The organism is Solimonas sp. K1W22B-7 (assembly GCF_003428335.1).
Lineage (GTDB): Bacteria > Pseudomonadota > Gammaproteobacteria > Nevskiales > Nevskiaceae > Solimonas_A.
Genome location: NZ_CP031704.1, coordinates 2,636,753 through 2,662,313, shown reverse-complemented (window position 1 = coordinate 2,662,313; position 25,561 = coordinate 2,636,753). Strand labels below are relative to the sequence as shown.

20 protein-coding genes and 4 tRNA genes are annotated in these 25,561 nt (G+C 65.6%); 10 read left to right on the top strand and 14 right to left on the bottom strand.

Translation table 11 applies throughout. The features are described 5' to 3' along the window. Window positions 1–4: 4 nt before the first annotated feature. The gene (locus D0B54_RS12135) at window positions 5–1,264 is read right to left on the bottom strand and encodes a hypothetical protein (RefSeq protein WP_117291585.1); all 1,260 of its coding nucleotides are present in this window, start codon (window positions 1,262–1,264) and stop codon (window positions 5–7) included. Between the two features lie 384 nt (window positions 1,265–1,648). Here D0B54_RS12135 and D0B54_RS12130 point away from each other — a divergent pair, with 384 nt between their 5' ends. Beyond that, window positions 1,649–3,199, top strand: a complete 1,551-nt coding sequence (locus D0B54_RS12130; RefSeq protein ID WP_117291584.1) for a tannase/feruloyl esterase family alpha/beta hydrolase — start codon at window positions 1,649–1,651, stop codon at window positions 3,197–3,199. 17 nt (window positions 3,200–3,216) lie between these two features. On the opposite strand, the gene D0B54_RS12125 is transcribed toward D0B54_RS12130, so the two are convergent. The 4 genes from D0B54_RS12125 to D0B54_RS12110 all read right to left on the bottom strand — a co-directional run bounded on the left by D0B54_RS12125 (window position 3,217) and on the right by D0B54_RS12110 (window position 9,706). Next, entirely contained in the window at window positions 3,217–4,710 is a 1,494-nt protein-coding gene (locus tag D0B54_RS12125; RefSeq protein WP_162932374.1) for a mannitol dehydrogenase family protein, read from the bottom strand. Window positions 4,711–4,741: 31 nt separating this feature from the next. Next, entirely contained in the window at window positions 4,742–5,605 is an 864-nt protein-coding gene (locus D0B54_RS12120; RefSeq protein ID WP_117291582.1) for an alpha/beta fold hydrolase, read from the bottom strand. Continuing rightward, a complete protein-coding gene (locus tag D0B54_RS12115; protein WP_117291581.1) occupies window positions 5,605–8,052 on the bottom strand; it encodes a TonB-dependent receptor in 2,448 nt (815 codons plus the stop codon). The genes D0B54_RS12120 and D0B54_RS12115 overlap by 1 nt, the downstream gene beginning before the upstream one ends. Before the next feature lie 97 nt (window positions 8,053–8,149). Next, a complete protein-coding gene (locus tag D0B54_RS12110) occupies window positions 8,150–9,706 on the bottom strand; it encodes a long-chain-fatty-acid--CoA ligase (RefSeq protein ID WP_117291580.1) in 1,557 nt (518 codons plus the stop codon). Between the two features lie 219 nt (window positions 9,707–9,925). Here D0B54_RS12110 and D0B54_RS12105 point away from each other — a divergent pair, with 219 nt between their 5' ends. The 6 genes from D0B54_RS12105 to D0B54_RS12080 all read left to right on the top strand — a co-directional run bounded on the left by D0B54_RS12105 (window position 9,926) and on the right by D0B54_RS12080 (window position 16,930). Next, window positions 9,926–12,670 carry a LuxR C-terminal-related transcriptional regulator gene (locus D0B54_RS12105; RefSeq protein ID WP_162932373.1) on the top strand — a complete coding sequence of 915 codons (2,745 nt, stop codon included), beginning with the start codon at window positions 9,926–9,928 and terminating at the stop codon, window positions 12,668–12,670. 147 nt (window positions 12,671–12,817) lie between these two features. Beyond that, window positions 12,818–13,273: a MaoC family dehydratase N-terminal domain-containing protein gene (locus D0B54_RS12100; protein WP_117291578.1), complete on the top strand. Its 456-nt coding sequence runs from the start codon at window positions 12,818–12,820 to the stop codon at window positions 13,271–13,273. Further along, window positions 13,270–13,689: a MaoC family dehydratase gene (locus tag D0B54_RS12095; RefSeq protein WP_117291577.1), complete on the top strand. Its 420-nt coding sequence runs from the start codon at window positions 13,270–13,272 to the stop codon at window positions 13,687–13,689. The genes D0B54_RS12100 and D0B54_RS12095 overlap by 4 nt, the downstream gene beginning before the upstream one ends. A 23-nt stretch (window positions 13,690–13,712) precedes the next feature. Further along, entirely contained in the window at window positions 13,713–14,546 is an 834-nt protein-coding gene (locus tag D0B54_RS12090) for an SDR family NAD(P)-dependent oxidoreductase (RefSeq protein ID WP_117291576.1), read from the top strand. 2 nt (window positions 14,547–14,548) lie between these two features. Then, complete coding sequence (locus tag D0B54_RS12085; RefSeq protein ID WP_117291575.1) at window positions 14,549–15,700, top strand: acyl-CoA dehydrogenase family protein; 1,152 nt, start codon at window positions 14,549–14,551, stop codon at window positions 15,698–15,700. A gap of 42 nt (window positions 15,701–15,742) precedes the next feature. Continuing rightward, entirely contained in the window at window positions 15,743–16,930 is a 1,188-nt protein-coding gene (locus D0B54_RS12080) for a lipid-transfer protein (RefSeq protein ID WP_117291574.1), read from the top strand. Window positions 16,931–17,000: 70 nt separating this feature from the next. On the opposite strand, the gene D0B54_RS12075 is transcribed toward D0B54_RS12080, so the two are convergent. Further along, window positions 17,001–17,420 carry a pyrophosphatase gene (locus D0B54_RS12075; RefSeq protein WP_117291573.1) on the bottom strand — a complete coding sequence of 140 codons (420 nt, stop codon included), beginning with the start codon at window positions 17,418–17,420 and terminating at the stop codon, window positions 17,001–17,003. A 67-nt stretch (window positions 17,421–17,487) separates the two neighbouring features. Beyond that, window positions 17,488–17,979 carry a glutaredoxin family protein gene (locus D0B54_RS12070; protein WP_205527339.1) on the bottom strand — a complete coding sequence of 164 codons (492 nt, stop codon included), beginning with the start codon at window positions 17,977–17,979 and terminating at the stop codon, window positions 17,488–17,490. A 178-nt stretch (window positions 17,980–18,157) separates the two neighbouring features. Here D0B54_RS12070 and D0B54_RS12065 point away from each other — a divergent pair, with 178 nt between their 5' ends. Together D0B54_RS12065 and dksA are read left to right on the top strand one after the other, a co-directional pair. After that, window positions 18,158–18,796 carry a hypothetical protein gene (locus D0B54_RS12065; RefSeq protein ID WP_240433606.1) on the top strand — a complete coding sequence of 213 codons (639 nt, stop codon included), beginning with the start codon at window positions 18,158–18,160 and terminating at the stop codon, window positions 18,794–18,796. A 287-nt stretch (window positions 18,797–19,083) separates the two neighbouring features. Beyond that, window positions 19,084–19,893, top strand: a complete 810-nt coding sequence (dksA, locus tag D0B54_RS12060) for an RNA polymerase-binding protein DksA (RefSeq protein ID WP_240433605.1) — start codon at window positions 19,084–19,086, stop codon at window positions 19,891–19,893. A 97-nt stretch (window positions 19,894–19,990) separates the two neighbouring features. Here dksA and D0B54_RS24285 read toward each other — a convergent pair. Further along, a tRNA-OTHER gene (locus tag D0B54_RS24285) sits at window positions 19,991–20,073 on the bottom strand. 101 nt (window positions 20,074–20,174) lie between these two features. After that, window positions 20,175–20,259: transfer RNA gene (locus D0B54_RS12055), tRNA-Leu, on the bottom strand. A gap of 217 nt (window positions 20,260–20,476) precedes the next feature. Here D0B54_RS12055 and D0B54_RS12050 point away from each other — a divergent pair. Then, a complete protein-coding gene (locus tag D0B54_RS12050; protein WP_117291571.1) occupies window positions 20,477–21,283 on the top strand; it encodes a hypothetical protein in 807 nt (268 codons plus the stop codon). 735 nt (window positions 21,284–22,018) lie between these two features. Here the strand turns inward: D0B54_RS12050 and D0B54_RS12045 are convergent. The 5 genes from D0B54_RS12045 to uvrY all read right to left on the bottom strand — a co-directional run bounded on the left by D0B54_RS12045 (window position 22,019) and on the right by uvrY (window position 25,504). Continuing rightward, window positions 22,019–22,092, bottom strand: a tRNA-Cys gene (locus tag D0B54_RS12045). 82 nt (window positions 22,093–22,174) lie between these two features. Then, window positions 22,175–22,250 (bottom strand) — tRNA-Gly (locus tag D0B54_RS12040). An 82-nt stretch (window positions 22,251–22,332) separates the two neighbouring features. Further along, entirely contained in the window at window positions 22,333–22,908 is a 576-nt protein-coding gene (gene pgsA / locus D0B54_RS12035; protein WP_117291570.1) for a CDP-diacylglycerol--glycerol-3-phosphate 3-phosphatidyltransferase, read from the bottom strand. 85 nt (window positions 22,909–22,993) lie between these two features. Beyond that, window positions 22,994–24,811, bottom strand: coding sequence for an excinuclease ABC subunit UvrC (uvrC, locus tag D0B54_RS12030; protein ID WP_117291569.1), 1,818 nt, complete (start codon window positions 24,809–24,811; stop codon window positions 22,994–22,996). A 27-nt stretch (window positions 24,812–24,838) separates the two neighbouring features. Continuing rightward, window positions 24,839–25,504 carry a UvrY/SirA/GacA family response regulator transcription factor gene (gene uvrY / locus D0B54_RS12025; RefSeq protein ID WP_117291568.1) on the bottom strand — a complete coding sequence of 222 codons (666 nt, stop codon included), beginning with the start codon at window positions 25,502–25,504 and terminating at the stop codon, window positions 24,839–24,841. Window positions 25,505–25,561 lie beyond the last annotated feature (57 nt).

Below are 25,561 nucleotides of genomic sequence, written 5' to 3'. Positions count from 1 at the left end.
GCCGTCATTGCGCGGGAAGGCCGCTTTCGATGCTGGCCGGAGGATTTCCTGTCGTAGACAGGGGTGGGTTGGCTCCGGTAGTGCCGGTCGTCTGAAGTCCGCTGGAACGTATCGCCGGGCAACCCTGTGATTCTGACAAAGCCGCGGTACGCTGATCCTTGTCCGCCTGGACCGCCAAGACAATGCGAGTACGTACCAGTTCCCCCTGCAAAGCCCGCTCGGCAAGGTACATCCTGCGCTTCACATCTTTGTCCAGAGACGACGGCAGGACGAGCAGTCGACCATCGACGTCTTCCCTGTGCTCTCCGCGGCCCTGCCCCGAGCTTTCAGCACGAGCAGCGGCGATAAATCGGACGATCGATTTCTTGATGTCGTCAGCTGCATCGCCGGGTTGCTTGAGGTCCGGGCGCTTGGCTCGAAGCTCCGCCTCCACGAGCTTCATCAGGTTTTGAGACTCGAGACTGAGATTTTCCGCAGCTTTTCGATCCACCTGCTCCAGCAGGCCTCGCAGGGCAGTGAGTTTTTTCTCGGCATTGGCGATCTGGAGGGCCGACCGGCCCGATATCGTGGATGCCAGCCGCTCGCGATCAGGGGCACGGCCATCGCGCACGGCCTGGCGCGCACGGCAGTCCGAACTTCCCCCGAGAGCACAGGAGGTCTTGCTCTCCGGGCGCGGCAGATTGCTTGCAGAACGAACTACATCATCGGCCGCATTGCTGTACTCATTGATTGCCAGTTCCAGATCGTCGGCCAGCTTCGCGAATGGTGTCCCGGAAGCGGTTTGATATTCGTCGGTTGTGTAGAGATATCGTGTGTAGCTCAGCATCAAGCAGCCTATGCGTGCAGCACCGTCCTGATGAATCTGCTCATACTCCTTGGGGCGAGCGTTCAAAAAACCGTAACCCGCCCCCAGCACAGCCGCTCCTCCCGTAAGCACCCTGGTTGCCCCACCGTCGGAAGTAATTGCGCGATATAGCAGGTACGGAGTCAGCGTCCACACCAAGGCATCGTATGCCGCGCGCTCATTGCTCATCGACAGGGCACTTTGAAGCAACCCACGCCGTCGAGCGTCTGCCTGCTCAAGCGCGGCAGGCAGGGTCCCGACAAAGCTGGGCGCCGGCCCTGAGGCTGATTCCATTGGCGGCAGCAAGCGCCGCACGTCATTCGGGTTGTCCGTCGCGACCTGCACGTTTTTGTACGGGTCCAAGTACGAGCAGCCGCTCATGAGAACAACCATCAATAGCGCGCGCGGAACCCCGGTCATGCGCCAAGCCGCGCGGCGAGTCAATGAATGCAAGGGAAGCTCCCGATTAGTCTGAGCGAACTTGTTCCAACTTCAAACGAAACGGGCCACCGCTCGCGCGCGGCATGGCGCGCTGGGTCCGTGCGGGCTGCAGCGGCACATAAGTCAGATATTCCCCGATGAAGTCCTTCCACGTTTCCCCCAACGCATCGGACCCGAGACAATCCTGTCACACATTTTTTGGGTAGATGAGCAAATCTAACATCAAGCGCCCGCAGCGCAACCTGACAACTCAGTCAGGTTGCTTCCATTCTTCTCATTTCCAATGATGCCCCACCCATCCGGGAGGGTTCGGCGAAGTAGCTGCCGCCTACACTGGCCCGCCTGAATGACTAGGGGGCGCGAATGATCCTGCGGTTTGCCGGTACCCTGCTCGTTCTCTGCGCGCTCGCGGCCTGCGCCCCGTCGGCAACGCCCCTCGGCCCCTCGGCGCGCTGCGAGGCGCTGAGCCGGGTGGAGTTGCCCGGCGTGCAGGTCAAGTCCGCCTCGATCCCGAAACCCGAGAAAGGCCAGCCCGAGTACTGCCGCGTCAAGGGGGTCGTGGATCGCGCCCGCTTCGAACTGCGCCTGCCGACGGAGCGCTGGAACGGCAAGTACTACATGGCCGGCTGCGGCACTTTCTGTGGGGTCGTTGGCACCGGCGATCCGCAGTACAAGCTCGGTATCGAGCGCGGCTACGCCACGATCATTTCCGACGCCGGCCACCAGTCCTGGACCTCGGGCGGCTCCAGTTGGGCGCGGGACGATCCCGAGGCGCGCAGCGACCATGCCTGGCGCGCCGTGCATCGCACCGCCGGCAGCGGCCGCAAGCTCACCGAGACCTACTACGGTGCCGGCGTGCAGCGCGCCTACTTCAACGGCTGCTCCAATGGCGGACGCCAGGGCCTGATGCAGGCCACCCGCTTTCCGGAAGATTTCGACGGCATCCTCGCCGAGTCTCCGGCGCAGGACGTGCTCCCCATCCTGATGGTCTGGACCCATGCGCTGCTCGACGACACCGGCGCCGACGGCAAGCCCATCTTCCGGCGCGAGAAGCTGCCGCTGCTGCAGCGCGCCGTCGCCAAGGCCTGCGGCGACCGCGACGGCGTGGTCACGGGCATGGAATGCGATTTCGATCCCGTCGCGCTGCAATGCCCGCAGGGCGAGCGCGACGATTGCCTGAGCGCCGATGAAGTGCGCGTCGTGCGCGCGTGGTATGCGGGCCCGCCGGCTTCGGACGCCTATGAGGGGCTCGGTGGCGTTCCGAAGGGCTCCGAAGCTTTCTGGCTGCCGCGGAGTCCACCGCCGCTGCTCACCCGGATGCTCACGCGCGTCCTCTATGGCGCCTCGCTGGACGACGTGCTGGTGTCGATCAAGCTGGGATCCGGCATCCTCATCCGCGATGTGCTCTCCACCCCGGCCCTGGATCCGGACTACGACGCCCGCGACTTCGACCCCGCGCGCGATCTGCCGCGGCTGCAGCCGTTTGCCGCCGAGATGACCCCTTCGCGCGATCTCAGCGGTCTACGCGCCCGTGGCGGCAAGCTGCTCATCACCCAGAGCCTCGGCGACATTGCCGTGCCGCCGGCCTACAACGTCGCCTACTGGCAGGAGGCCCAGGCCCGCCTCGGCGAGAACGCGGCGGACACCGTGCGCATGTTCCTGATACCGGGCATGGGGCACTGCGGCAACGGCGAAGGCCCGCAACTCCCCGGCTACGATTCCGGCGATTTCGATGCGCTCAGCGCGCTGGAGAACTGGGTCGAGAAGGGCCAGGCGCCGGCGGCGCTCATCGCCACCCGCCGCGACACCAGCGGCCGCGTGACACGCAGCGAGCCGCTCTGCGCCCTGCCTGCGCGCGCCGTCTACCTCGGCCAGGGTGATCCCGCGGACTACGCCAGTTGGGCCTGCCGCTAGAAGCTGTTGCGTCTACCCTATCGGGACTGCGCGGCCAGGGCCTGGACGTGGGCCTTCGGACCGAGACGGCGCAGTGAGGCCAACTGCTGCTGCACGGCCCCGGCAAAGCGCGCCGCGCCAGCTTCCGGCATGGGCAGCCTGGCCGCGAGGAAGCTCGCAGGGTTTCCGCTGGCTACCGCAGCGCGGGCCTGCGCAATCAGTCCCTCCCGGTCGTGATCGACATAAGCCAGGCCGGCCGCTTCGTCGCGCGACAGGCCATCGAGATAGACGATCCACAAGGCAATCGCCGTGGCGAGATGATCGATCGGCAGACCGGCTTCCAGTCGCCGCAGGGCCGGCGGCAACAGCCCCTGCGGAAACTTGGTCGAGCTGTCCATCGCCAGGCGCAGCAGCCGGTCCTCGATGGCGGCATTGCTGAAGCGCCGGGCCAGTGCATCCTCGTACCCGGCGTAGTCCACGCCCGGCAGCGCAGCAAGCGTGGCCGTGACCTCTCTCATGTAGCCGGCATGCCAGTGATGGATCAGCGGGTCTGCCAGGGCGTGGTGCACGGCTTCATGGCCGAGCAGGAGGCCCAGGTGCGAGATCGCGCTATGCCCGCCGTTGAGCAGGCCGACCTTCATGTCCTCGTAGCGCGTCACCTCGTCGGAGAACACGACGCCGACCCGCTCCAGGGCAGGACGCCCGGCGACGAAATGGTCCTGCATGATCCACTGCAGCCAGGGTTCGCAGATCACCGGAATGCGGTCGTCCACCCCCCAGTCCTCGCATAGCCGCTCACGCCGGGCCATGTCGGTTGCAGGCGTGATGCGGTCTACCATCGAGCAGGGAAAGCGGGCTTCGGCTTCGATCCATTGCGCGAGCGCCGGATCCAGCTGCCGCGCCAGTGCCAGCACCGCGCCGCACAGGCGATGGCCGTTCTCGATGATGTTGTCGCAGGACATGGCCGTGAACGCGCCCAGGCCCCCGGCCCGGCGCGCCGCCAGCGCCGCGACCAGCAGGCCCGGAGCACTGCGGGGCTGCGCCGGATGGGCAAGGTCGTGGACGATGTCCGGCTGCGCCAGGTCCAGCGCGCCGCCACGCAGGCAATAGCCGGCCTCCGTCACGGTGAGCGAGACGATATGCGTGTCGGGGTCTGCCATCAGCGCAACGGCCGCGCTGCTGTCGGCGCTGGCGTCGACATGATCCATGATCGAACCCACGACCGTTACGCGACGCGAGCTGCCTTCGAGCTCCCACAGCGAGTAGAGGCCATTCTGGTCCCGCAGGGCTTCGTGCATGGCACGGTCCGCCGCGCGCAGACCGATTCCACAGAGCCCCCAACCCTCTCCGTCGCCCTGCTGCAGCAGCCGATGCAGGTACAGGGCCTGATGGGCACGATGGAACGCGCCCACGCCGATATGGCAGATCCGCTTGCGCAGATGGCGAGCGTAGGTCGGGAGCTCCGCTGGACGGCCATCGACGAGATGCTCTCCCAGATGGCCCAGGCTTTCGTTGCGGAGCAGCGGCTTCATCGACGATGCGAAGGGCTGAGGTCGGTTCGATTCAGGAAAGCTGGGGCCTGCCGCTTTCGACCGCGCGCGTGAAGTCGAGGATGGCCTTGGCGACGCCGGCGGGGTCGTCATACATCGGGTTGTGACCGCATCCCGGCAGCCAGCCGTTGGTCTTCAGGCCGAGACGATCGAGGAAGGGCTGCCCGAATTCCGGGAAGGTGAGCACCCTGTCGTTCTGGCACCAGACGATGCGGACGGGGGTGGTGTTGTCCCTGGGCAGCGGCTCGATCTGCGCGATGCCATCGTCGAGGAACTCGTGGGCGATACTGCAGTTCAGGCCGTGATGCAGCATCCCGCGCACTTCCTGCACCGACATCTTGTCGCCGTGCTGCATCTCGTCCCGCAGGATGAGCTTGCGCATGAATTTGAAGCCGATCAGCAGCCGCAGCAGGGGCAGCAGGTAGGGCATCAGCTTGAAAGTTCCGCGGATGCGCTTCAGCAGTGCCTGCTGGTGACTGTCGTCCTTCCAGGCGCCGCCCGGAGAAATGCCCAGCACCGAGCGGGCCAGGCCGCGCCGCGCCATCTCGACCGCCATGTAGCCGCCCAGGGACTGGCCCACCACGTGCACCTGGTCCAGCCCGCGCGAACGCAACTGCACGGCGAGGGCGTCGGCGATGACCGCCGGCGTGGCGCGACGGCTGAGCGGCAGCCCCCCCGAGTGGCCCGGCAGCGTCGGCACGATCACGCGGTGATGTTTCTCCAGCAGCGGCAGCACCGGCTTCCACATGCGCCAGTTGCCGCCAAAACCGTGGATCAGCACCAGGGGCGTGCCCGCCCCGCCCTCGTAGACCTCGGGCCGCGGCAGCGCGTCGTCGGGGTAGGAAGGCATCGCAGCGCTGCTCAGTGCATCGTTCATCAGAAGCTCCCGCCAAGCCGCAACAGTACCGTGCGCGGCTGGATGTAGGTGGTCTTTTCGGTCTGGGTCACGACACCGCCCACCGTGGCATTGGAGATGCCGCGCTCGTCGGTGAGGTTGCTGACGGTCACGCTCATCTCCGGCAGCCAGACGATCGCCGGGTTGGCCAGGCTCAGCTGGGCATCCCAGGTCTGGAAGCCGAAGATCGACTGGGTCATTTCCAGGTCGGTGTGGGACTTGCCGAGCCAGGCGTGCGTGACCGCGGAACCCGCCCTCCAGTTGCCGAACTCCCGCGCGTAGGACAGGGTGGTGGCCGTCTGCCAGCGCGGGGCATAGGGCCAGGGCGTGCCTTCGGGAATGGTGGCGCCGGTCTGGCCCTCGAAAGCTTCGGCGGTCTGCGTGCGGATGTAGGCTGCGGAAGCATTGACCGACAGGCCGGGCACCCAGGACGGCAGCCACTGCATGGCGGCTTCGACGCCGGTGCTCTTCACCCGGCCGACGTTATCGAGGTAAGGCAGGTGGATGACGGAGTCGCCCAGCAGGATTTGCGGGTCTGTCCAGTCGATGTAGAACGCGGTGGCATCCAGGTGCAGCGTGTTTTCCAGCCAGCTCGTGCGCGTGCCCGCCTCGTAGTTCCACAGGGTATCGGAGGTGAACTCCTCGGGTGCCTGCTTGGCCGACAGCGAGGTGGTGAAGCCCGGCTGCAGACCGCCGCTGCGGAAGCCCTTGGAGACGGCGGTGTAGAACATCACGTCGTCGGTGGCGCGCCACTGCGCGGAGGCCTTGGGGTTGAAGCCGGACTCCTTGATGACGCGATCGTTCACCACTTCCGGCCTGCCCTTGAGCAGCACGAACACGCCGTCCTGCAGCACGTACCCGTCGGACTTCGAGCGATACAGGCGCCCGCCGAGGCTCAGCTCCACGGAGTCGCCGACGCGGCGGGTCAGGTCGCCGAACAGGGCGAGCTCGTCGACCTTCGCCTTGGTGAGCACGCGCAGGAGGTTGAGCGAGTCGCCCCGCGCCAGGAAGTTGTCGGCGGGCAGGCCGAGACCCTCGAGAAGACCCTGCAGGTTCAGACCCGGCAGCAGTTCGATGGAGTACTGCGGCACGAAGAAAATATCCTGGCGCGAGCCGACCACGCCGCCGACCCAGCGCCAGTCGGACGCGGTGTCGGTGGACACCAGCCGAAGCTCCTGGCTGTAGGTGTCGGAGTTGCTGATGTCCTCGAGCAGCACGAACGGAAAGGTGGTTCCCGTCAGGTCGGTGGAGGTATCCATCAGCTTGTGCGCCGACTTGCCCACCCAGGCCGTGTCCGAGACCAGGTCCATGCTCTCGAAGGAGTAGCGCAGCACCAGGTCGGCGAGCTCGTACTGGCTGTCGATGGGGCTGGGCTTGGTGGTACTTTCGCGCGTCAGCTCGCCGTCGCGGCCACCCGCAAAAGGAAAGTCGTTGACGTTGGTCTGCTGCCAGAGATAGGTCAGGCGCACATCCCAGTTTTCGGTCGGACGCCAACCGACCAGGCCGCGCGCGCCCTCCTGCGACAAGCTGTTGACGTCGACCGCGCCGGTACGCGTGTTGTCGATCCAGCCCGGGGCATCGCGCTTGAAGCCCATGGCGCGGAAGGCCAGGTCCTCGCCGAAGGGAACGTTCACGGCGGCGCCGTACATGGGCTCGGAGCCGCCCTGCTCGACCATGCTGTACTGCGCAAACCAGCGGGTTTCGTACTCGCCGAACTTGACCGGCTGCGGCACATAGCGCACCGCACCGTTGAGCGCGGCCGAGCCGAACAGCGTGCCCTGCGGCCCCTTCAGCACTTCGACGGTCTGCATGTCGAAGGGGTTGGGGTCCAGCGTGACGCGCGGCAGATAGGACTCGGTGAAGGAAACGTCGCCGAACAGCACGCCGGTGGTCGGGTTGCCGAGCGTGGTGGTGGAGATGCCGCGGATCGTCACCTTGGAGGCATTGATGGAGTCGGCGCTGAAGTTCACGCCGGGCACCATCCGCGCCATGTCTTCCACGCCCTGGGCGCCACTGCGCTCCAGGTCCGCGCCGGTCAGCGCGGAGATGCTCGCGGGGATCTCGCGGATGGACTGCTCGCGCTTGGTGGCGGTGACCACGATCTCTTCGATCTGCGCAGAGCGCGGAGCGGCAGGTTTCGTTTCCGGCAGGGGCTCGGGCTGCTGTGCGACGGGGATGGTCGGCAGCACGTCGGGCGTCGGCGTCGCGGCATCGCCGGATGCTGCATCGGCCGGCGGCGGGGCGGACTCTGCCGGTGTCGCTGCGGCAGCGGCATTGTTTTCGGTTTCCGCAGCCGACAGCAACTCGTCGAGGGCCAGGTCGGAATCGCTTTCGGGACTGCCGCTCGCAGCGGTACCCGGGTCGCCCTGTGCCTGAACAGCACTCGCGGCCAACAACAGGATCGCGCCTGTCGCCCATTTCTTCTGCATCTGCTCGCTCCTCGCTGCCGGCAGGGTCCAGGGGACCGGGCCGGCTTGATATTTTGTGCCGCAACCGATCCGGTTACGGCAATTACGCGTCCGCGCCTCAGCCGACGCGGCGTTTCTGTTCCTGCCAGTAGGGTTCGCGCAGCACTGTCTTCAGTACTTTTCCGGCGCCCGACAGCGGCAGGGCGTCGCGCACTTCGATGCTGCTGGGGCACTTGTAGCCGGCAATCAGCGCACGGCAGTGGTTGCGGATCTCCTCGGTCGTGGGAACGGGCTGCCCCGGGCGGCAGACGATCACCGCGTGCACCGATTCTCCCCAGTTGGCGCTGGGCACGCCGATCACCGCGCAGGCGGCGACCGACGGATGCTGGGCGACGGCATTCTCCACCTCCGCCGAGTACACGTTCTCGCCGCCGGTGACGATCATGTCCTTGACGCGATCAACGATGAAGAGGTAGCCGTCCCGGTCCATGTACGCGCCATCGCCGGTATGCAGCCAGCCGTCGCGCAGCGCTGCCGCGGTCTGGTCGGCCTTGCCCCAGTAGCCCTGCATGACGCCGGGGCCGCGCGCGGCGATCTCGCCGACGCTGCCGCGCGGCAGTTCCTTGCCCTCCGGGTCGACGATCCGCACCTCCACGCTGGCCGCGGGGAACCCGGCGGAGCGCAGCCTGGCGCCACCACGGGCATGATGCAGCGGCCCCAGGAAGCTGATCACCGGCGACATCTCGGTGAGGCCGTAGGCCTGCAGGAACTCGACTCCCGGCAGACGCTCCATGGCGCGCTCCAGCAGGGTTTCGCTGATCGGAGAAGCGCCGTAGGCGATACGCCGCAGCGACGCCATTGCCGCGGTTTCGAAGCGCGGGTGATCGATCAGCATCTGGATCATGGTGGGAACCATGAGCAGGACGCTGACCTTCTCCCGGCAGATGGTCTCGGCGACCGCCGCAGGCTCGAAGCCGGGAACGATCACCTGGGTGCAGCCGCGCAAGGTCAGGGCCATCAGGAACATGCCGTCGGCCAGGTGGAACATCGGCGCCACATGCAGCCCCACCGAGTCGGGCAGCGCGATCTGCTCCATCGCCGCCATGACACTGCTCCACAGGTTGGCATGCGACAGCATCACGCCCTTGGGGAATCCGGTGGTGCCGCCGGTGTAGAAAATGCCAGCCAGGTCGTCATTGGCGCGCACGGCGTCGGCAACGGGGGCGTTCTCCGCGATCAGCTGCTCATAGTCGTACATGCCGCCATCGGCTTCGCGATCGCCGCAGTAGATGATCGTGCGCAGGGACCTGGAGCGCTGCGACAGCTCGTCCGCAAGGGGCGCAAAGGCGTCGTCGATCACCACGACGTGGGTCTGGCAATCGTCCAGGGAGTAGGCGATCTCGCGCGGACTCCAGCGGGTATTGATCGGATTGATCACGCCGCCCGCCCACCAGACGGCGTAGTAGAGCTCCAGGTAGCGGTCCGAGTTGAGCGACAGCACCCCTACCCTGTCACCGGGCCTGACGCCCAGCTGCTGCAGTCCTGCCGCCAGGCGGGCCACGCGCTCCGCCAGTTCGCCGTAGCTGCGGCGCCGGGTGCCGGACACGGTGGCCAGGCGTTCCGGGTACAGGGTGCGGGCACGATGCACGGCCTGCGTAAGGTAAGTGATTCCCATTGTTTTCCCTTGATCCCGGCGCTGCCGATAACGTGTGAAGCAGGCTATGGGCAGCCCGCTACCGCAGCCCCCTCCCTGTGAGGGAGGGGCTGGCCCTGGACCCCACCCCTGGCGACCACGCAGGGCGGTATGCTCGGGCACGGCGTCGCGGCCGGTTTCCTGCGCGACGCCCATGCGAGGAGACGAGCGCCCCGAGGCGCCGACCAGAGGCCCGAAGAAGTGACCAGTCCAGGCGACCTGCCCCTGATACGTACCAAGCTCGCCCCGCCGCGAGTAGGCAGCGCGCCGGTGAGCCGCGACACCCTGCTGCGGCAGCTCGACGACGGCCGCGGCCGCAAGCTGACCCTGGTGGTCGGCCCTGCGGGCAGCGGCAAGACCATGCTGCTGGCGCAATGGCGCCGCAAGCTGTTCCTGCAGGGGGCGAAGGTCGCCTGGTACAACGCCGGCACGGACGACAACGAGGCGCAGGCCGCCCACTACATCGTGGAAAGCCTGGTGCAGGCCGGCGTGGCCATCGACAAGGAAGCCCTGCACGTCTACCTGCGTTCCGGCTCCAGGGCGTGGCGGCCGCTGGTGGCTTCGCTGATCGACGACATCCAGAGCCACGACGGCGACATCTACATGATCGTGGATGACCTGCACCACATCTCCTCGTTCGGCACGCTGAAGCTGTTCGACCGCTGGCTGTCGATGGCCCCGGAACGCTGTCACCTGGTCCTGAGTTCGCGCACCCGGCCGCCCCTGCAGACCGCGCGTCTGCGCGCCGAAGACGAGCTGACGGAGCTGCAGTTCCCGGAGCTGAAGTTCAGCCGAGAGGAAACCCATCTCTTCCTGCAGGCCCAGGGCCTGAAGGAACTGAGCGCCGCGCAGGAAAACATGCTCCACGAGATGACCGACGGCTGGGCCGCCGGCCTGCAGCTGCTGGCGTTCTCGCTGCGCAAGGAAAAGAACCCCGACCAGTTCTTCGAGCGCGAGGGCAAGCTGTCGCTGGCGCGCGCCGACGCGCTGGAGCAGTACCTCGAAACCGCGGTGGTACAGCACCTGACGGAGGCCGAGTTCAGCTTCCTGGTGCAGATATCCGCCTGCCGCCGCTTCAATCGCGAGCTTTGCGAACTGCTGACCGGAGACCCGCAGGCCGCCAAACACCTGGCGCGGTTCGAGAACGAGAACCTGTTCCTGATTCCCATCGACACGGACGACGCCGAACCCTGGTACCGCTTCCATCGCCTTTTCGCCGGCTTCCTCAACACCCGGCTGCAAGCCATGGGCGAGGTCGAGGTCCGCAAGATCCATCATCTGGCCAGTCGCTGGTTCGCCGGCAAGAACCTGCATGTCGAGGCCATGCGGCATGCCACGCTGGCGGGAGATGCGGATTTCGTCGTCCAGCTGATCGACCGTGCCGCCCGCCGCATGATCAGCGGCGCCAATTTCGTGGAGCTGCTCAAATGGTGCGATGCAGTGCCGCCGGAGAGCCTGCGCAGCCGCCTCAACGTCTGCCTCTGCGCCGCCTGGGCCCAGCTCTGCTGCAGCCGCCTGGAAGACTTCGAGCGCAACATGGCGGGCATTGCCCAGCACCCCGATCGCAGCAGGCCGGAGGTGGCAATGGAAGTGCAGCTGCTGCGGGCCTTCCATTTCAACAGGCAGGACGATACCGCCGCCTGCCTGGCCATCCTCGAGCCGCTGATGCGCGGGTCGCCGCCGGCCAATACCTTCAATTCCTTCATGCTGTATCAGCTGACCAGCATGTCGCTGCTCTATTCCAGCGACTTCGAGCGGGCGCGCGAACTGGCCCGGCTGCGCCACCAGCTGGACATCCGCGAGCGGCCGGAATACCCGCGGCCCCTGATCGATGTGGTCAACGGCATCAGCCACCTTCTGCAGGGCAACATCCGGCTGGCAACGGACTCGCTGCAGGCGTTCATCGAGCACGCACTGGAGCGGACCTCTTTCGGCGTGGACGCCGCGGGGCTGTATTCCGGTTATCTGCTGGAAGGGTTCTACCAGTCCGGCATGCTGCGACAGGCACAGGACTTTCTGGACCGCTACCTGGACCTGGTGGATGCGGTGGGCTCCACCGACGGCATCCTGTTCGCCTACCTGGTCCGCGCCCGTCTGCAGAGACTGGCAGGTGATTACAAGGCGGCCCACGATACGCTGGTACGCCTGGAAGAGAGCGGTTACCAGAGGCGCCTGGATCGCGTCATCGCCTGGAGCCTGGCGGAACAGGTGACCTTGGCGCTCAGCACCGCGCAGAACGCACCGATCCGAGATCTGCTGGGGCAACTCGACCGGCTGGCCGCGCGCTACCAGGATGCCCGGAACTGCGCCTGGAGCGAGATCGGCCTGGCGGCATTGATGGCCCACGCCACCGTGGCGTTCGCCAACGAAAAGGGCACGGCATGCCTGGCCGCCATCGAGGCGGCAGAGGAAGCGGCACGTCTCAATCGCCGCCTGCTGCTGACGACGCGGCTGGGCCTGATGCGTGCCATTGCACTGCTGCGCGCCAGCCGTGGTGCCGAAGGCCTGAAGCTGGGCCGCCAGATGATCGACATCGCCGCCGAGGCCGGCATGATGCGCGTGCTGCCGGACCTGGGGGCTGCCGCCCTGCTGCTGGCCGAACCGCTGCTGCTGGGCGGAATCGAGGGCGCGGCGCGGCAGCTGCTGGAGGCGGCCATGGCCGAACTCAAGCCGGCCCGGCCCGACCGCTCCGCGCTCGAAGCAGCGGCGGAGCCCGACCGCGCCAGCCCTCCCTCGGTGCGTCGCCCGACCGGCCTGCTGTCCGGCCGGGAAGGCGAAATCCTGGGCCTGCTGGCCCAAGGCCTCTCGATCAAGAGCATCGCGCGAGCCATGGACGTGTCGCCGGGCACGGTGAAATGGCACATCAAGAACCTCTACGCCAAGCTCAACGCGCTGTCGCGCGAGGATGCCCTGGCCAAGGCGCGCAAGCTGCGCATCCTGTCCTGAGCGGTCCGGCAGCGACGCCCACGCCCCTTCTGGGGGTGTAGATCTGCACCAACCCCCTCTCTACCCATCCCTATCGGGAGGGTCTGCGCTTGCGTCCATGCCTCTAGTGTTGCGTCAGGAAATTCTTCCGCAGCCCGCAACCCAGACATGATCGACCGCAACCTGATTGGACACGAGCTCTCAGCCAGCTCCATGGATATCGAACGAGGCCGGCTGAAGTTCTTCGCCAAGGCCACCGGGGAAACCTCGCCCCTGTATCTCGACGAGGCCGCGGCCCGCGCCGCCGGCCACCCGGACCTGCCCGCTCCGCCCAGCTTCCTGTTCGGCGCCGAGCTGGATTCCGGCGGGCTGGAGGAACTGCTGGCGCTGCTGAAGGTGGATCTCGGCACCGTGCTACACGGCGAGCAGGAGTTCAGCTATCACCGCATGGCCTACGCCGGCGACCGCATCTCGGTGAGTTCGAAGATCACCGACATCTACGACAAGAAGAACGGCGCCCTGCAGTTCGTCGTCAAGCAATCGCAGGCCAGCAACCAGAACGGCGAACCCGTCGCGGAAATGCGCTGCACGCTCGTCGTCCGCAGCCAAGGGAAACCCTCATGACTCAAGACACCGCAATCACCGTCGGCACCACGCTGCCGGAACTCAAGCTGCCGCCGGTCAACCGCACGACGCTGGCCCTGTTCGGCGGCGCATCGGGCGACCACAACCCGATCCACGTCGATATCGACTTCGCACGCAAGGCCGGAATGCCGGACGTATTCGCCCACGGCATGCTGGTCATGGCCTGGCTGGGCCGGCTGCTGACGCAATGGCAGCCGCAGGCGCAGCTGCGCCAGTTCAACGCCCGCTTCCAGGGCATCACCCACCTCGGCAACGCGATCAGCTGCAGCGGCCAGGTGACAGAACTGTTCGTCGTCGACGGTGAACCACGCGCCCGGTTGACGCTGCGCAGCGTCAACCAGTACGGCGAAACCAAGATCGCCGGCGAGGCCATCGTGGCCCTGCCCACCCCCTGAACCGCAAACAAGGACTTCCCGCAGTGAAACCGAAACTCGATGGAAAAGTTGCCCTGGTCACCGGCTCGGGCCGCGGCATCGGCCGCGCCACGGCGCTCAAGCTGGCCGCCGAGGGCGCGCGCATCGTCGTCAACGATCTCGATGAAGCCCCGGCGAACGAAGTGGTTGCCGAGATCAAGGCCATGGGCGGCGACGCCGTGGCCTGTGTCGGCAGCGTCACCGCCACGGACTTCGCCGATCGCTTCATCGGCACGGCGGTGCAGACCTACCAGGGCCTGGACATCATCGTCAACAACGCCGGGTATACCTGGGACAATGTCATCCAGAAGATGTCGGATGAGCAGTGGTACGCCATGCTCGACTGCCACCTGACCGCACCGTTCCGCATCCTGCGCGCGGCACAGCCGGTGATCCGCAAGCTGATCAAGGCCGAGGCGGACGCGGGCCAGCGCGTCGTGCGCAAGGTCGTCAACATCTCCTCGGTCGCCGGCATGTTCGGCAACCCCGGACAGACCAACTACTCGGCGGGCAAGGCCGGCATCATCGGCATGACGATGACCCTGGCCAAGGAATGGGGACGTCTCAACACCACCGTGAACTGCGTGGCCTTCGGCTTCATCGAGACGCGCCTGACCGCTGCCAGCGCCGGCCAGGGCGCGACGGCGAACATCGAGGGTCGCGAGATCAAGATCGGTGTGAGCAAGGAACTGTTGCAGGTCCTGGAGAAGAGCATCCCCCTGGGTCGCGCCGGTACCACCGAAGAGGCGGCGGGTTCGGTCTACCTGCTGTGCACCCCGGAGTCGGACTACATCAGCGGCCAGACCCTGATGTGCAGCGGCGGCCTGACGGGCATATGAGCATGTTTCCGCGCCTGCACCAGCACCAGTGGATGGATGCGCAGATCGAGAGCTTCCGCGAGCAGGTTCGCCGCTACGTCGCGGCCGAACTGTCGCCGCGGCTGGACGCCTGGCGCCGCCAGGGCTACATCCCGCGCGAGGTCTGGCGCCCGTTCGGCGAGATGGGCTTCATGCTCCCCGAACTGGCGGAGACCTACGGCGGTGGCGGCGCGCCCCTGTCCTACCAGCTGGTGATCCAAGACGAGCTGGCCAAGGCGGAGGTGCCCGCCAACACGGCGGTGCATACCATTGCCGCGCACTACATCCTGGACTATGGCAGCGAAGCGCAGAAGCAGCGCTGGCTGCCGAAGCTGGCCAGCGGCGAGATGCTGGCCGGCATTGCCCTGACGGAGCCCGGCTGCGGCTCCGATCTCAAGGCCCTGCGCAGCAGCGCGCGGCGGGAAGGCGACGGCTACGTGGTCGACGGCGCCAAGACCTTCATCACCAATGGCTACACGGCGAACCTGCTGGTGATCGCCGTGCGCACCGGAGCGGCAGGCAGCCGCGGTGTTTCGCTGATCGTGGTGGAGACCGGGAACCAGAAGGGATTTCGCGTTGGCCGTCGCCTGGAGAAGCTCGGCCAGCACGCCTCCGATACGGCGGAACTGTTCTTCGACGGCATGGTGGTCCCTGCCGACCAGTTGCTCGGAGAGCAGGAGGGCAATGGTTTCCAGCAGCTGATGAGCCAGCTGCCCTACGAGCGCCTGCTGCTGACCGTTCCTGCCGCGGCAGTGATCGAGCAGGCGGTGAAGCTGACCGTGGAGTACACGCAGCAGCGGAAGGCCTTCGGCCAGTCGCTGTCCGATTTCCAGAACACGCGCTTCAAGCTGGCCGAGTGCGCGACACTGGCGCACGTGGTGCGCAGCTTCGTCAACGACTGCGTACAGCGCATGCTGGACGGCATTCTTGACGACGAAGCGGCCTACATGGCCAAGTGGTGGTGTACCGAGCAGCAGGGCAAGGTCATGGACGAATGCCTGCAGCTGTTCGGCGGCTACGGCTACATGACGGAGTATCCCATCTGCCGCCTCTATGCCGACGCACGCGTGCAGAGGATCTACGGCGGCACCACCGAGATCATGAAAGACCTGATCTCGCGCAAGCTGTTCCGCTGAAGCCGGAAGCCCGTTTACTTTTTCAACCTGATGGAGTCACTCATGCAACAGAAAGTCTGTGTCGCCGGAGTCGGAATGATTCCCTTCGCCAAGCCCGGCACCTCGGAAAGCTACTTCGTGATGGGCGCCGCGGCAGCGAAGCTGGCACTGCAGGATGCCGGGGTGGACTACGGCCGTATCCAGCAGGCCTACGTGGGTTACGTCTACGGTGACTCCACCTGCGGACAGCGCGCGCTGTATGAAGTGGGCATGTCGGGCGTCCCGGTGATCAACGTCAACAACAACTGCTCCACCGGGTCCACCGCCCTGTTCCTGGCCAGGCAGGCGATTGCCAGCGGCGCCCTGGACTGCGTGCTGGCCCTGGGCTTCGAGCAGATGCAGCCCGGCGCGCTGGCCAGCCAGTTCACGGATCGCCCCGGTCCCTTCGATCGTTTCGACGACCTCGCCGCCGAACTGGTGGGCCATCCGGAAATCCCCCTGGCGCTGCGCTACTTCGGCGGCGCGGGCCTGGCGCACATGCAGGAATATGGCACCCGCCTGGAAACCTTCGCCAAGATCCGCGCCAAGGCCAGCCGGCATGCGGAAAACAATCCGCTCGCCCTGTTCCGCAAGGTCGTGACCGAGGACGACGTGATGAACTCGCCGGTGATGTGGCCGGGCGTGATGACGCGCCTGATGGCCTGCCCGCCCACCTGCGGCGCCGCCGCTGCCGTTCTCTGCTCCGAGAGCTACGCCAGGAAGCATGGCCTGCGTGCCGACGTGCAGATCGTGGCGCAGGCCATGACGACCGATACCGAGGTTGCCTTCGCAAAGCGCGACATGCGCGAGCTGGTCGGCTTCAGCATGGCGCGCAATGCCGCGCAGCAGGTCTATGAAGCGGCCGGAGCCGGCCCCGAAGAGTTCGACGTGGTCGAGCTGCATGACTGCTTCGCCCACAACGAGCTGTTGAGCTACGAGGCACTGGGTCTGTGCCCCCTGGGCGGCGCCGAAAAGTTCGTCGAGGACGGCGACAACACTTATGGCGGCCGCATCGTCACCAACCCCTCCGGCGGCCTGCTGTCGAAGGGACATCCGCTGGGAGCGACCGGCTTGGCACAGTGCACCGAACTGGTCCAGCAGCTACGCGGAAATGCAGAACGGCGCCAGGTGAGCAACGCCCGGCTGGCGCTGCAGCACAACCTCGGCCTGGGCGGTGCATGCGTCGTGACGGCATACCAGCGCGTCAGCTAGAAGTCGCAGAGGCACACACAAACGGAAGGCCCTTCGGGGCCTTCTTTTTTATCCGTCCTGAATACGCGCTTCAGCCGCCCGACAGCAGCTGCTTGATCCGGGGCTCGGGCTTCCAGTAGTTGGGACCTTTCAGGAACTTGCCGTTGGCGTCGTAGATCGGCTTGCCGTCCGCGCCGAGCTTGCTCTCGTTGCTGTCCATGATGACGCCCAGCACGCTTTCCAGCGGGATGCCGTACTTGAGCGCCTCCGAGCGGCAATAGACGATGACATCGCCCAGCAGGTCGGCGATGGCCACGGCCAGGTCGATCTGCTCGTCGCCGCGCTCGGCGGCAACCACGATCTCGTCGATCTCGTGGACCTCGTCCAGCAAGGTGGCCTTGAACTTCTTCAACCGGTCCGCCACGTCCGCCGGGATCGTCACCCGCTCCGCCGCCGGCAGCTTGTACATTGCATTCATCGACCGGATGCGGTCTGCGAAAGCCTTTTCCATTCCCTGAGCTCCTCGATTTCGACGATGGTCCCACAGCTGGCCGGCGAATCGCCAGATGGTTCCGGGTTCAGGACGGATCCAGAGCTGCCAGGAATTCGTCTGCGTCGAAGCCCGACAGGTGATGGCCGCGCACGATCAGGTAGGGCACGCTGTTCTGGCCCAATGCGGCCAGTCGTCGATCGCACTCGGCGTCGGTGCGGATATCGCAGACCGAGTAGGCGAAGCCGTAACGGTCCAGCCATTTGCGGGCCTGTTTGCAGTAAGGACAGGCCTCGAAGCCATACATCAGGATCTCTCCTTCCTGTACGGAGGCCGCCAGGGCCTTCACGGCCCCCTCGCGTGCGGCATCGAAGCCATCCTGCGGCTGCCGGCCGAATCCGGCCCAGAGGCCGGCGAGGACCGCGAGCAGCAGCAGCCACCTTCCCACGGACATCGGCAACATGCGGCCGCCTTGCGCCTGCAAGGGCAAGTCCGGGGTTGCCGGGGGCGGCTCCTGCGCCCCTGCAAGCTGTACCTTGGCATAGGCCACACCGCAGGCCGGGCACTGCCAGTCCGGCACGGTTTCCTGCGGCTGGCGAAGGTGACCGCATTTCGGGCAATGGATAGAGGCCGTCGGAGCTGGATCTTCGAGTAGCTGCATGGGGTGGCGTCGGGGCTGGCGACACATCTTCAGGCGGTGCCTGTAGCGGCGCAAGCTAGAATCCGGCAATGCGCGCAAGCAACGACCTGATCGCTACGTGATCGAAGCCCTCGCCCAGGCACCGATCCCGCTGGCCTGCAAGCTGGCCTACAGCGCCTTCATGGCCGTACTGCTGCCGGTCTACCTGCGCAAGTACGGGCCCACCAATTTCCTCTACTTCTGCGACGTGGCCCTGCTGCTGACGCTGGCCGGCATCTGGCGCGAGGATGCCCTGCTGCTGTCCGTGGCCACGGTCGGCATCCTGCTGCCGCAGGCCTTCTGGCTGCTGTTCTTCCTGTCGCATCTGTTCGGCCGGCGCCTCAGCGGCATGACCGACTACATGTTCGACGCGCAGCGCTCGCGCTTCCTGCGCGGCCTGTCGCTGTTCCACGGCTGGCTGCCGCTGCTGCTGGTCTACCTGCTGCTGCACACCGGCTACGATCCGCGCGCCCTGCCGATCTGGACCGGCCTTGCGAGCCTGCTGGTGCTGGTCTGCTACTTCTTCATGCCGCCGCCCTCGCGCCAGCGCGGCCTGGCGCCGGTCAACATCAACTACGTCTATGGCTTCAACAGCGACGAACCGCAGCATTGGATGCCGCAGCGCGCCTGGCTGATGCTGGTGCTGCTGGGCTTTCCGCTGCTGCTGTACCTGCCGGCCCATGTCCTGCTGCTGCAATGCATGCCCATGGCCCGCTAGGGCCTGTCATCCATTCCCTGGTCGCGAAAGGAACGCTCCGGCGGTCCGCCGGTCCAAAGCGGCGCCCGGCGAATCCCCGGCCGATCGGCGGGCTTTTTGCTGCACTTTGTCGCTGGTCCGGGGCGGCCGCCGGGGGGCTCCGACGGCGCGTTTGACCCCACCCCCCTAGGGGTGTATAAACCCCGACCTTTGTTCGACTTTGCATCGCCAAGGTAGATGGCATTAGATTGGTAAAAATGAAAGTCAAAACGACGAAAAGTCCGGCAAAACCGGCGCCTGCGAAGGCAGTGGCCGCCAAGTCCGGCGGCTCCAAGAATGCCCCCGGCCTCCTCAGCAAGCTCAAGGGCGCGCTGAGCAGCAAGAAGCCGGAGCCCAGCACCCCGAAGGCCCCGGCCAAACCGGCGCCCAAACCCGCCGCCAAGGCTGCCCCGGCCAAGCCGGCCGCCAAGGCTGCGGCCAAGCCCCCTGCCAAACCCGCTGCCCCGGCCAAGGCCGCGCCGGCGGCGAAATCCCCTGCCCCGTCTTCCTCGATGAAATCTGCCAGCCCGGATAAAACCAGCAAATCTGCCGCCGCCGCTCCGGCCAAGCCTGCAGCCCCGGCCAAGAAGGCCGCAGCGGCCCCGGCCCCGGCCCCCGCGCCGAAGAAGCCGGCTTCGCGCAAGCCAATCGTGCGCATGAGCTTCGACGGCCTGCCGACCGAAGACCAGCTGCGCGCGATGTCCGACGACGACTACATGAACGACTCCCAGCTGGAGTTCTTCCGTCACCGCCTGCTGCAGATGCGCGCCGAGGTGCTGGAGCGCGAGGTCGACGTCAAGGAGCGCCTGCACCAGCGCGAAGTATTCGCCGACCCGGCCGACCGCGCCACCGCCGAGGAAGAGCACTGGCTCGACCTGCGCCTGCGCGAGCGTGAGTCCCTGCTGCTGCGCAAGATCGACGATGCCCTGCGCCGCCTGGAGAACCGCGAGTTCGGCTACTGCGAGAAGACCGGCGACCCGATCGGCATCCCGCGCCTGCTGGCCCGCCCGACCGCGACCGTCTGCGTCGACGTCAAGGGCCAGGATGAGCGCGTGGAAGCGCAGTTCCGCGATCGCTGAGCGGGTTGCAGCAAAGAAAAAGCCCCGGATCGCTCCGGGGCTTTTTTGTTTGTACCGATCCGTTGTGCCGTCTTGCTGCTGCCGGCTGGCCTGCCGATGGTGCCCATGGCCGGACTCGAACCGGCACGCCTTGCGGCGCAAGATTTTAAGTCACCCTAATTTTTTAGAAAAAACATGACCTTGCAAAAGGGCGCCACACCGATCCGCCACGTTTCCACAGATCACGCCAATCTGTCTCATGCAGGCGCCGAATCGCCACACTTCGGCGCAACCGCCACACTTGGTGCCCATAGCCGGACTCGAACCGGCACGTCTTACGACGGGTGATTTTAAGTCACCTGCGTCTACCAATTTCGCCATACGGGCTGAGAGATTCGGCGGCAAGCGCGAAGTTTAGCGGAACCGGGTGCTCAGACCCTCCTGTCCATTTCTGTCACTTGCCAGATCGCCCCATTGGGAGACGCGCTGACTTTTTTGGATAGAGCAATTTTCCACAAGGGAACTATCCAACTTTGTTGCGATATTTGGATAGCGGGCGTATAAAGGGCACTACGCAGTTCGGAATATCGGCGAGGTCGTCCACATGAGCGAGCATCTTGATGTCAAGCCTGAGACCGGCGAAGAGGGTGACGGCGAAGGGCGGCAGCGTTCAAAAATTGGCTTCCCCTATGCCCCGCTAGCGGAGGCAGATTGTCTTGTGAAGGCGATACATGACAACGCTGGGACTGGCGATTGCTCGCAGCAGCAGTTGGCTGCTTGGTTGAACATGAGCATCAAAAGCAGCGGGTTTCGAACGGACCTTGCGGCAGCACGCCTATTCGGGGTCATCGAGAGTGATGGCCCCGATAAGTATCGGCTGTCACCTCTTGGGCGCCGCATTGTTGACCCCGTCAACGCGCGCAAGGCGAAAGCCGAGGCGTTTCTGAATGTTCCCCTTTTCAAGGCGCTATTCGAAAAGTACAAGGAAGGCGTTCTTCCGCCGACTGCGGCGTTGGAGCGAGAAATCGCCGGGCTTGGGGTAGCTGAGAAGCAGAAGGACCGCGCGCGCCAAGTATTTGAGCGCTCCGCAGAGCAAGCCGGCTTTTTCGAGCACGGCAAGAATCGCCTTGTGATGCCGGCCGTGGCGGTTAAGGACACCCCACCGCCCCCGCCCCCACCGCCGCCTCCGGGCGGCTCAAGCGGTGGTGGTGACAACTTCTCTGGATTGGAGTTGGACCCACTGCTGATCGCGTTACTGCGAAAGATCCCGAAGACCGGAGAGAAGTGGCCGGAAGCGCAGCGGCTGCGTTGGTTCAATACGTTCGCGATGAACGTGTCGCAGGTTTACGACGACGATATAGATCCCGTCGATCTGATGGTGAATTTGAAGGGCGCGAAGAATGCCGACTAAGAAGCAGCCGAACCAACGGAAAAAGGGGGTGAAAAAGCCGCCCCGCAAATGAAGAAGCCCCCATAAGCGCTCTAACGCTTACAGGGGCCGGTATGGTAGTGAGGGCGTCCCTCTACCATCTACAGCTTGTCTTACCCAAGACTTCCGCAGTTTATGACCTGCGGGCGCTGTGGGCAACTATCGCCTTCGATTCTCATTGGAGAGTCGGAATGGATACCGTCCATCTAAACCCCAAGAGCGTGTTCGTGCACGCATACACCCGTTTCCGCTTCGGCCGAACCGAGTGGGTGTGCCAGCACTGGCGCTCGAATCCGTACCAACTGTTGTTGTTCACGTAGTAATACTACGGGGCGCCGCCGCGAGGTTGCGCCCCGTAGTTTCGTTTCGCGACTGAACAACTAATGAGGCTACGGCGCCCTTGTCTCCTCCACGATTTTCAGCGCTGGAGTGGCAGAGTGGCAATGCAGCGGACTGCAAATCCGTGTACGCCGCGCCAAGAGTCTCGATCCACAGTTCGACTCAACCTGCATGAGACAAAAGTATAGACCGCAAGTGTGGTGACACCACACTTGACGAGGATTTGAGGGGATTTAGAGGGACTTCCAAGGACTAAAAAGTCTGTAAGTCACTGATTTTATTGCGCGAGAGAAAGTAAGTCCGTGCTGACTTACCGATTTTAAGTCTCGTGCGTCTACCGATTCCGCCACACGGGCATGCGGTACTTGATGCGGGAAATGGAGGCCAGGGTCGGAATTGAACCGGCGTACGCGGATTTGCAGTCCGCTGCATAACCACTCTGCCACCTGGCCACCGGACGACTGGAGTCTACCAGCCGTTGAGACTAAAAAACCCCGAGGCGTAGCAACGGGGTTTTCTTGAAACTCTTGAAACTGGAGCGGGAAACGAGGCTCGAACTCGCGACCTCAACCTTGGCAAGGTTGCGCTCTACCAACTGAGCTATTCCCGCGTCATGAGAGGGCGCATTTTATAGACCGCCGAGGGCAAGTCAAGCTTTTTGCGCCATTTTTTTGCCGGAAGCCTGAAATTGATCAGTTATTGTCCGACATCAGCGGCCAGGCGGCCCTGAGGTAGACCACCATGCTCCAGATCGTCAGTACCGAGGCGATGAACAGCAGGCCGTAGCCCAGCTGGTAGATCGGCAGGTGGAAGGTGTCGATCTCCCAGATCATCATGCCGATGGCGGTCATCTGGAAGCCGGTCTTGACCTTGCCGATCCAGCTCACCGCCACGTGGGTGCGGGCGCCCAGCTCCGCCATCCACTCGCGCAGGGCCGATATGGTGATCTCGCGGCCGATGATCACGGCCACCAGCGCTGCCAGGATTCCGCCTGGGCGGTCCTCCAGCAGCATCACCAGGCAGACCGCCACCAGCAGCTTGTCGGCCACGGGATCCAGGAAGGCGCCGAACTTGCTGGTCTGGTTCCACCTGCGCGCCAGGTAGCCGTCCAGCCAGTCGGTGATCGCGGCGGCGGCGTAGAGCACCGTGGCGAGCTGGCGCGAGATTTCATGGCCGGCGACGTACATCGGGACGTAAAACAGCGCCAGCACCACGGGGATGGCGGCCACGCGGCCCATCGTCAGGGCCAAAGGCAGGGTCAGCTTCACGCGGTCTTCCTGATCGTCATAGCCGACAGATTACCTGACTCGGCCGTCACCTCGGCAAGCCAGGGCCGCGGCAGCGGCGGGAATTTCAGTGGAAATGCGCGTAGATGCGCTCGGCCAGCGTGCGCGAGATGCCCTCGACGCGCGCCAGGTCGTCGACATTGGCGCGCTTGACCTGGGCCAGGCCGCCAAAGGTCTTGAGCAGCGCGCGGCGCCGGGTGGCCCCCAGGCCCTCGATGCTCTCCAGGTCGGAGGTCAGGCGCGCCTTCTCGCGGCGGCCGCGGTGGCCGGTGATGGCGAAGCGGTGGGCCTCGTCGCGGATGCGCTGGATCAGGTGCAGGGCCGGCGAGTCGCCCGGCAGGCGCAGGGCGAACTCCCGCTCCGGCAGGATCAGCTCCTCCAGCCCCGGACGGCGCGTCGGCCCCTTGGCGATGGCGACGATGCGCAGGTCCTCGATGCCGGTCTCGTCCAGCGCCTCCAGGGCGGCGTTGAGCTGGCCCTTGCCGCCGTCGATGAACAGGACGTCGGGGCGCTGCACCTCGCCGCTCTTGACCCGGGCAAAGCGCCTGGCCACAGCCTGCTTGATCGCGGCATAGTCGTCGCCGGGGGTGATGCCGTCGATGTTGAACTTGCGGTAGGCGGTCTTCAGCGGCCCCTGGTCGTTGAACACCACGCAGGAGGCCACCGCGCGCTCGCCTTGGGTGTGGGAGATATCGAAGCACTCCAGGCGCTGCGGCGGGCTTTCCAGCTCCAGGGCGCGCTGCAGCTCCAGCATGCGCTGGTCCATGCTGGCCATCTCGGTCAGGCGCGTGGTCAGGGCCTGCTGCACGGTGCTCTGCGCCATCTCCAGCAGGCGCTGCTTGGGGCCGCGCTGGGGGTGGTTGATGCCGACCTTGCGCCCTGCCCGCTGGCTCAGCGCCGCCTCCAGCAGTTCGACGTCTTCCAGGGGGTGGCTGATCAGGATCTCCGGCGGTGCCGGCTGCTCCAGGTAGTGCTGGCTGAGGAAGCTCTCCAGCAATTCCTCCGGCTCGGCCTGCGCCGGGTGCCGCGGGAAGTGGCTGCTGTGCCCCAGGTTGACGCCGTCACGCACGCTGACCACCGCCACGCAGCTGCTGGAGGCGTGCGGCGCCACCGCGATCACGTCCAGGTCTTCGGCGCCGCCGGTCAGGGCCCGGCTCTCGCGCACGCGCTGCAGGGCCGCGATCTGGTCGCGCAGCCGCGCCGCACGCTCGAACTCCAGGGCCTCGGCGGCCTGCTCCATCTCCATGCCGAGATCCTTGGCCAGCTCGTCCGCCCGGCCCTCCAGCATGCGCTGGGCGTTGTTCACGTCCCGGGCGTACTCCTCTTCACCGATCAGGCCGACGCAGGGCGCGCTGCAGCGCTTGATCTGGTGCTGCAGGCAGGGCCGGTCGCGGTGGTTGTAGAAGCTGTCGCGACAGGGCCGCAGGCGGAACAGCTTCTGCAGGGTGCCCAGGGTGTCGCGTACCGAGCTGGCCGAGGGAAACGGGCCGATATAGCGGTCCTGCCCGGTCTTGGCGCCGCGGTAGTAGGCAATGCGCGGAAAGCGGTGCGCGGTGAAGCGGACGTAGGGGTAACTTTTATCGTCGCGGTAGGAGATGTTGTAGCGTGGCGACTGGTCCTTGATCAGGTTGTTTTCCAGCAGCAGCGCCTCGTCCTCGGTACGGGTGACCGTGACCTCGATGCGGCGGATCTGCGACACCATGCTTTCGATGCGCGGGTTGCCGCTGGCGCGCAGGAAGTAGCTGCCGACGCGCTTCTTGAGATTGCGCGCCTTGCCCACATACAGCAGCTCGCCTTCCGCGCCATACATGCGGTAGACGCCCGGCTGCGTGGTCAGCTGCGACAGGAAGCTGCGGGAGTCGAAGGACTCCGTCTGGGGTTTCATCCCCCGATTTTAACCCCAGGCTCCGGCTCAGGCTCCGGCGCTGGGCTCCGAGGACTTCTCGTCGAGCAGGCCGTAGCGCATCGCCATGCGGGTCAGTTCCACGTCGTTGGTGACGTTGAGCTTCTCGAACAGGCGGTAGCGGTAGGTGCTGACCGTCTTGGGCGACAGGTGCAGGCGGTCGGAGATTTCCTGGGTCGAATAACCCTTGGTCACCATCAGCATGACCTGGGTCTCGCGCTGCGACAGCTGCTCGAAGGGCGAGCCGCCGTTGTTGCCCTTGACCAGGGAGGCCGCCAGGTTGCCGGCGACGTCGGCCGCCACGTAGTGGCCACCGGCGCTGACGCGGCGGATCGCGGCGACGACCTCGTCGGCGGCGGAGTCCTTGCTGATGTAGCCGGCCGCGCCGGCCGCCAGCATGCGGCTGGGATACGGCTCCTCAAGATGCATGGACACCACGATCACGCGGGTGGCCGGCAGCTTCTGCAGCAGGCGCCGGGTGGCTTCCAGGCCGCCGATGCCGGGCATGTTGATGTCCATCAGCACCACGTCGGGCGTGTGGTTGCGCAGCAGGTCGAGTGCTTCCTCGCCGCTGCAAGCCTCGGCAATGACCTCCATGTCAGGCACTTCCTGCAGCACCCGCTTGAGCCCCGCCCTTACCAGGCGATGATCGTCCACCAGCATGATTTTCGGCATGATTTCCTCCGTTCGTCATGATAGTGCCTTTATCGGATCCAGGTAGCCGGTTTTTCC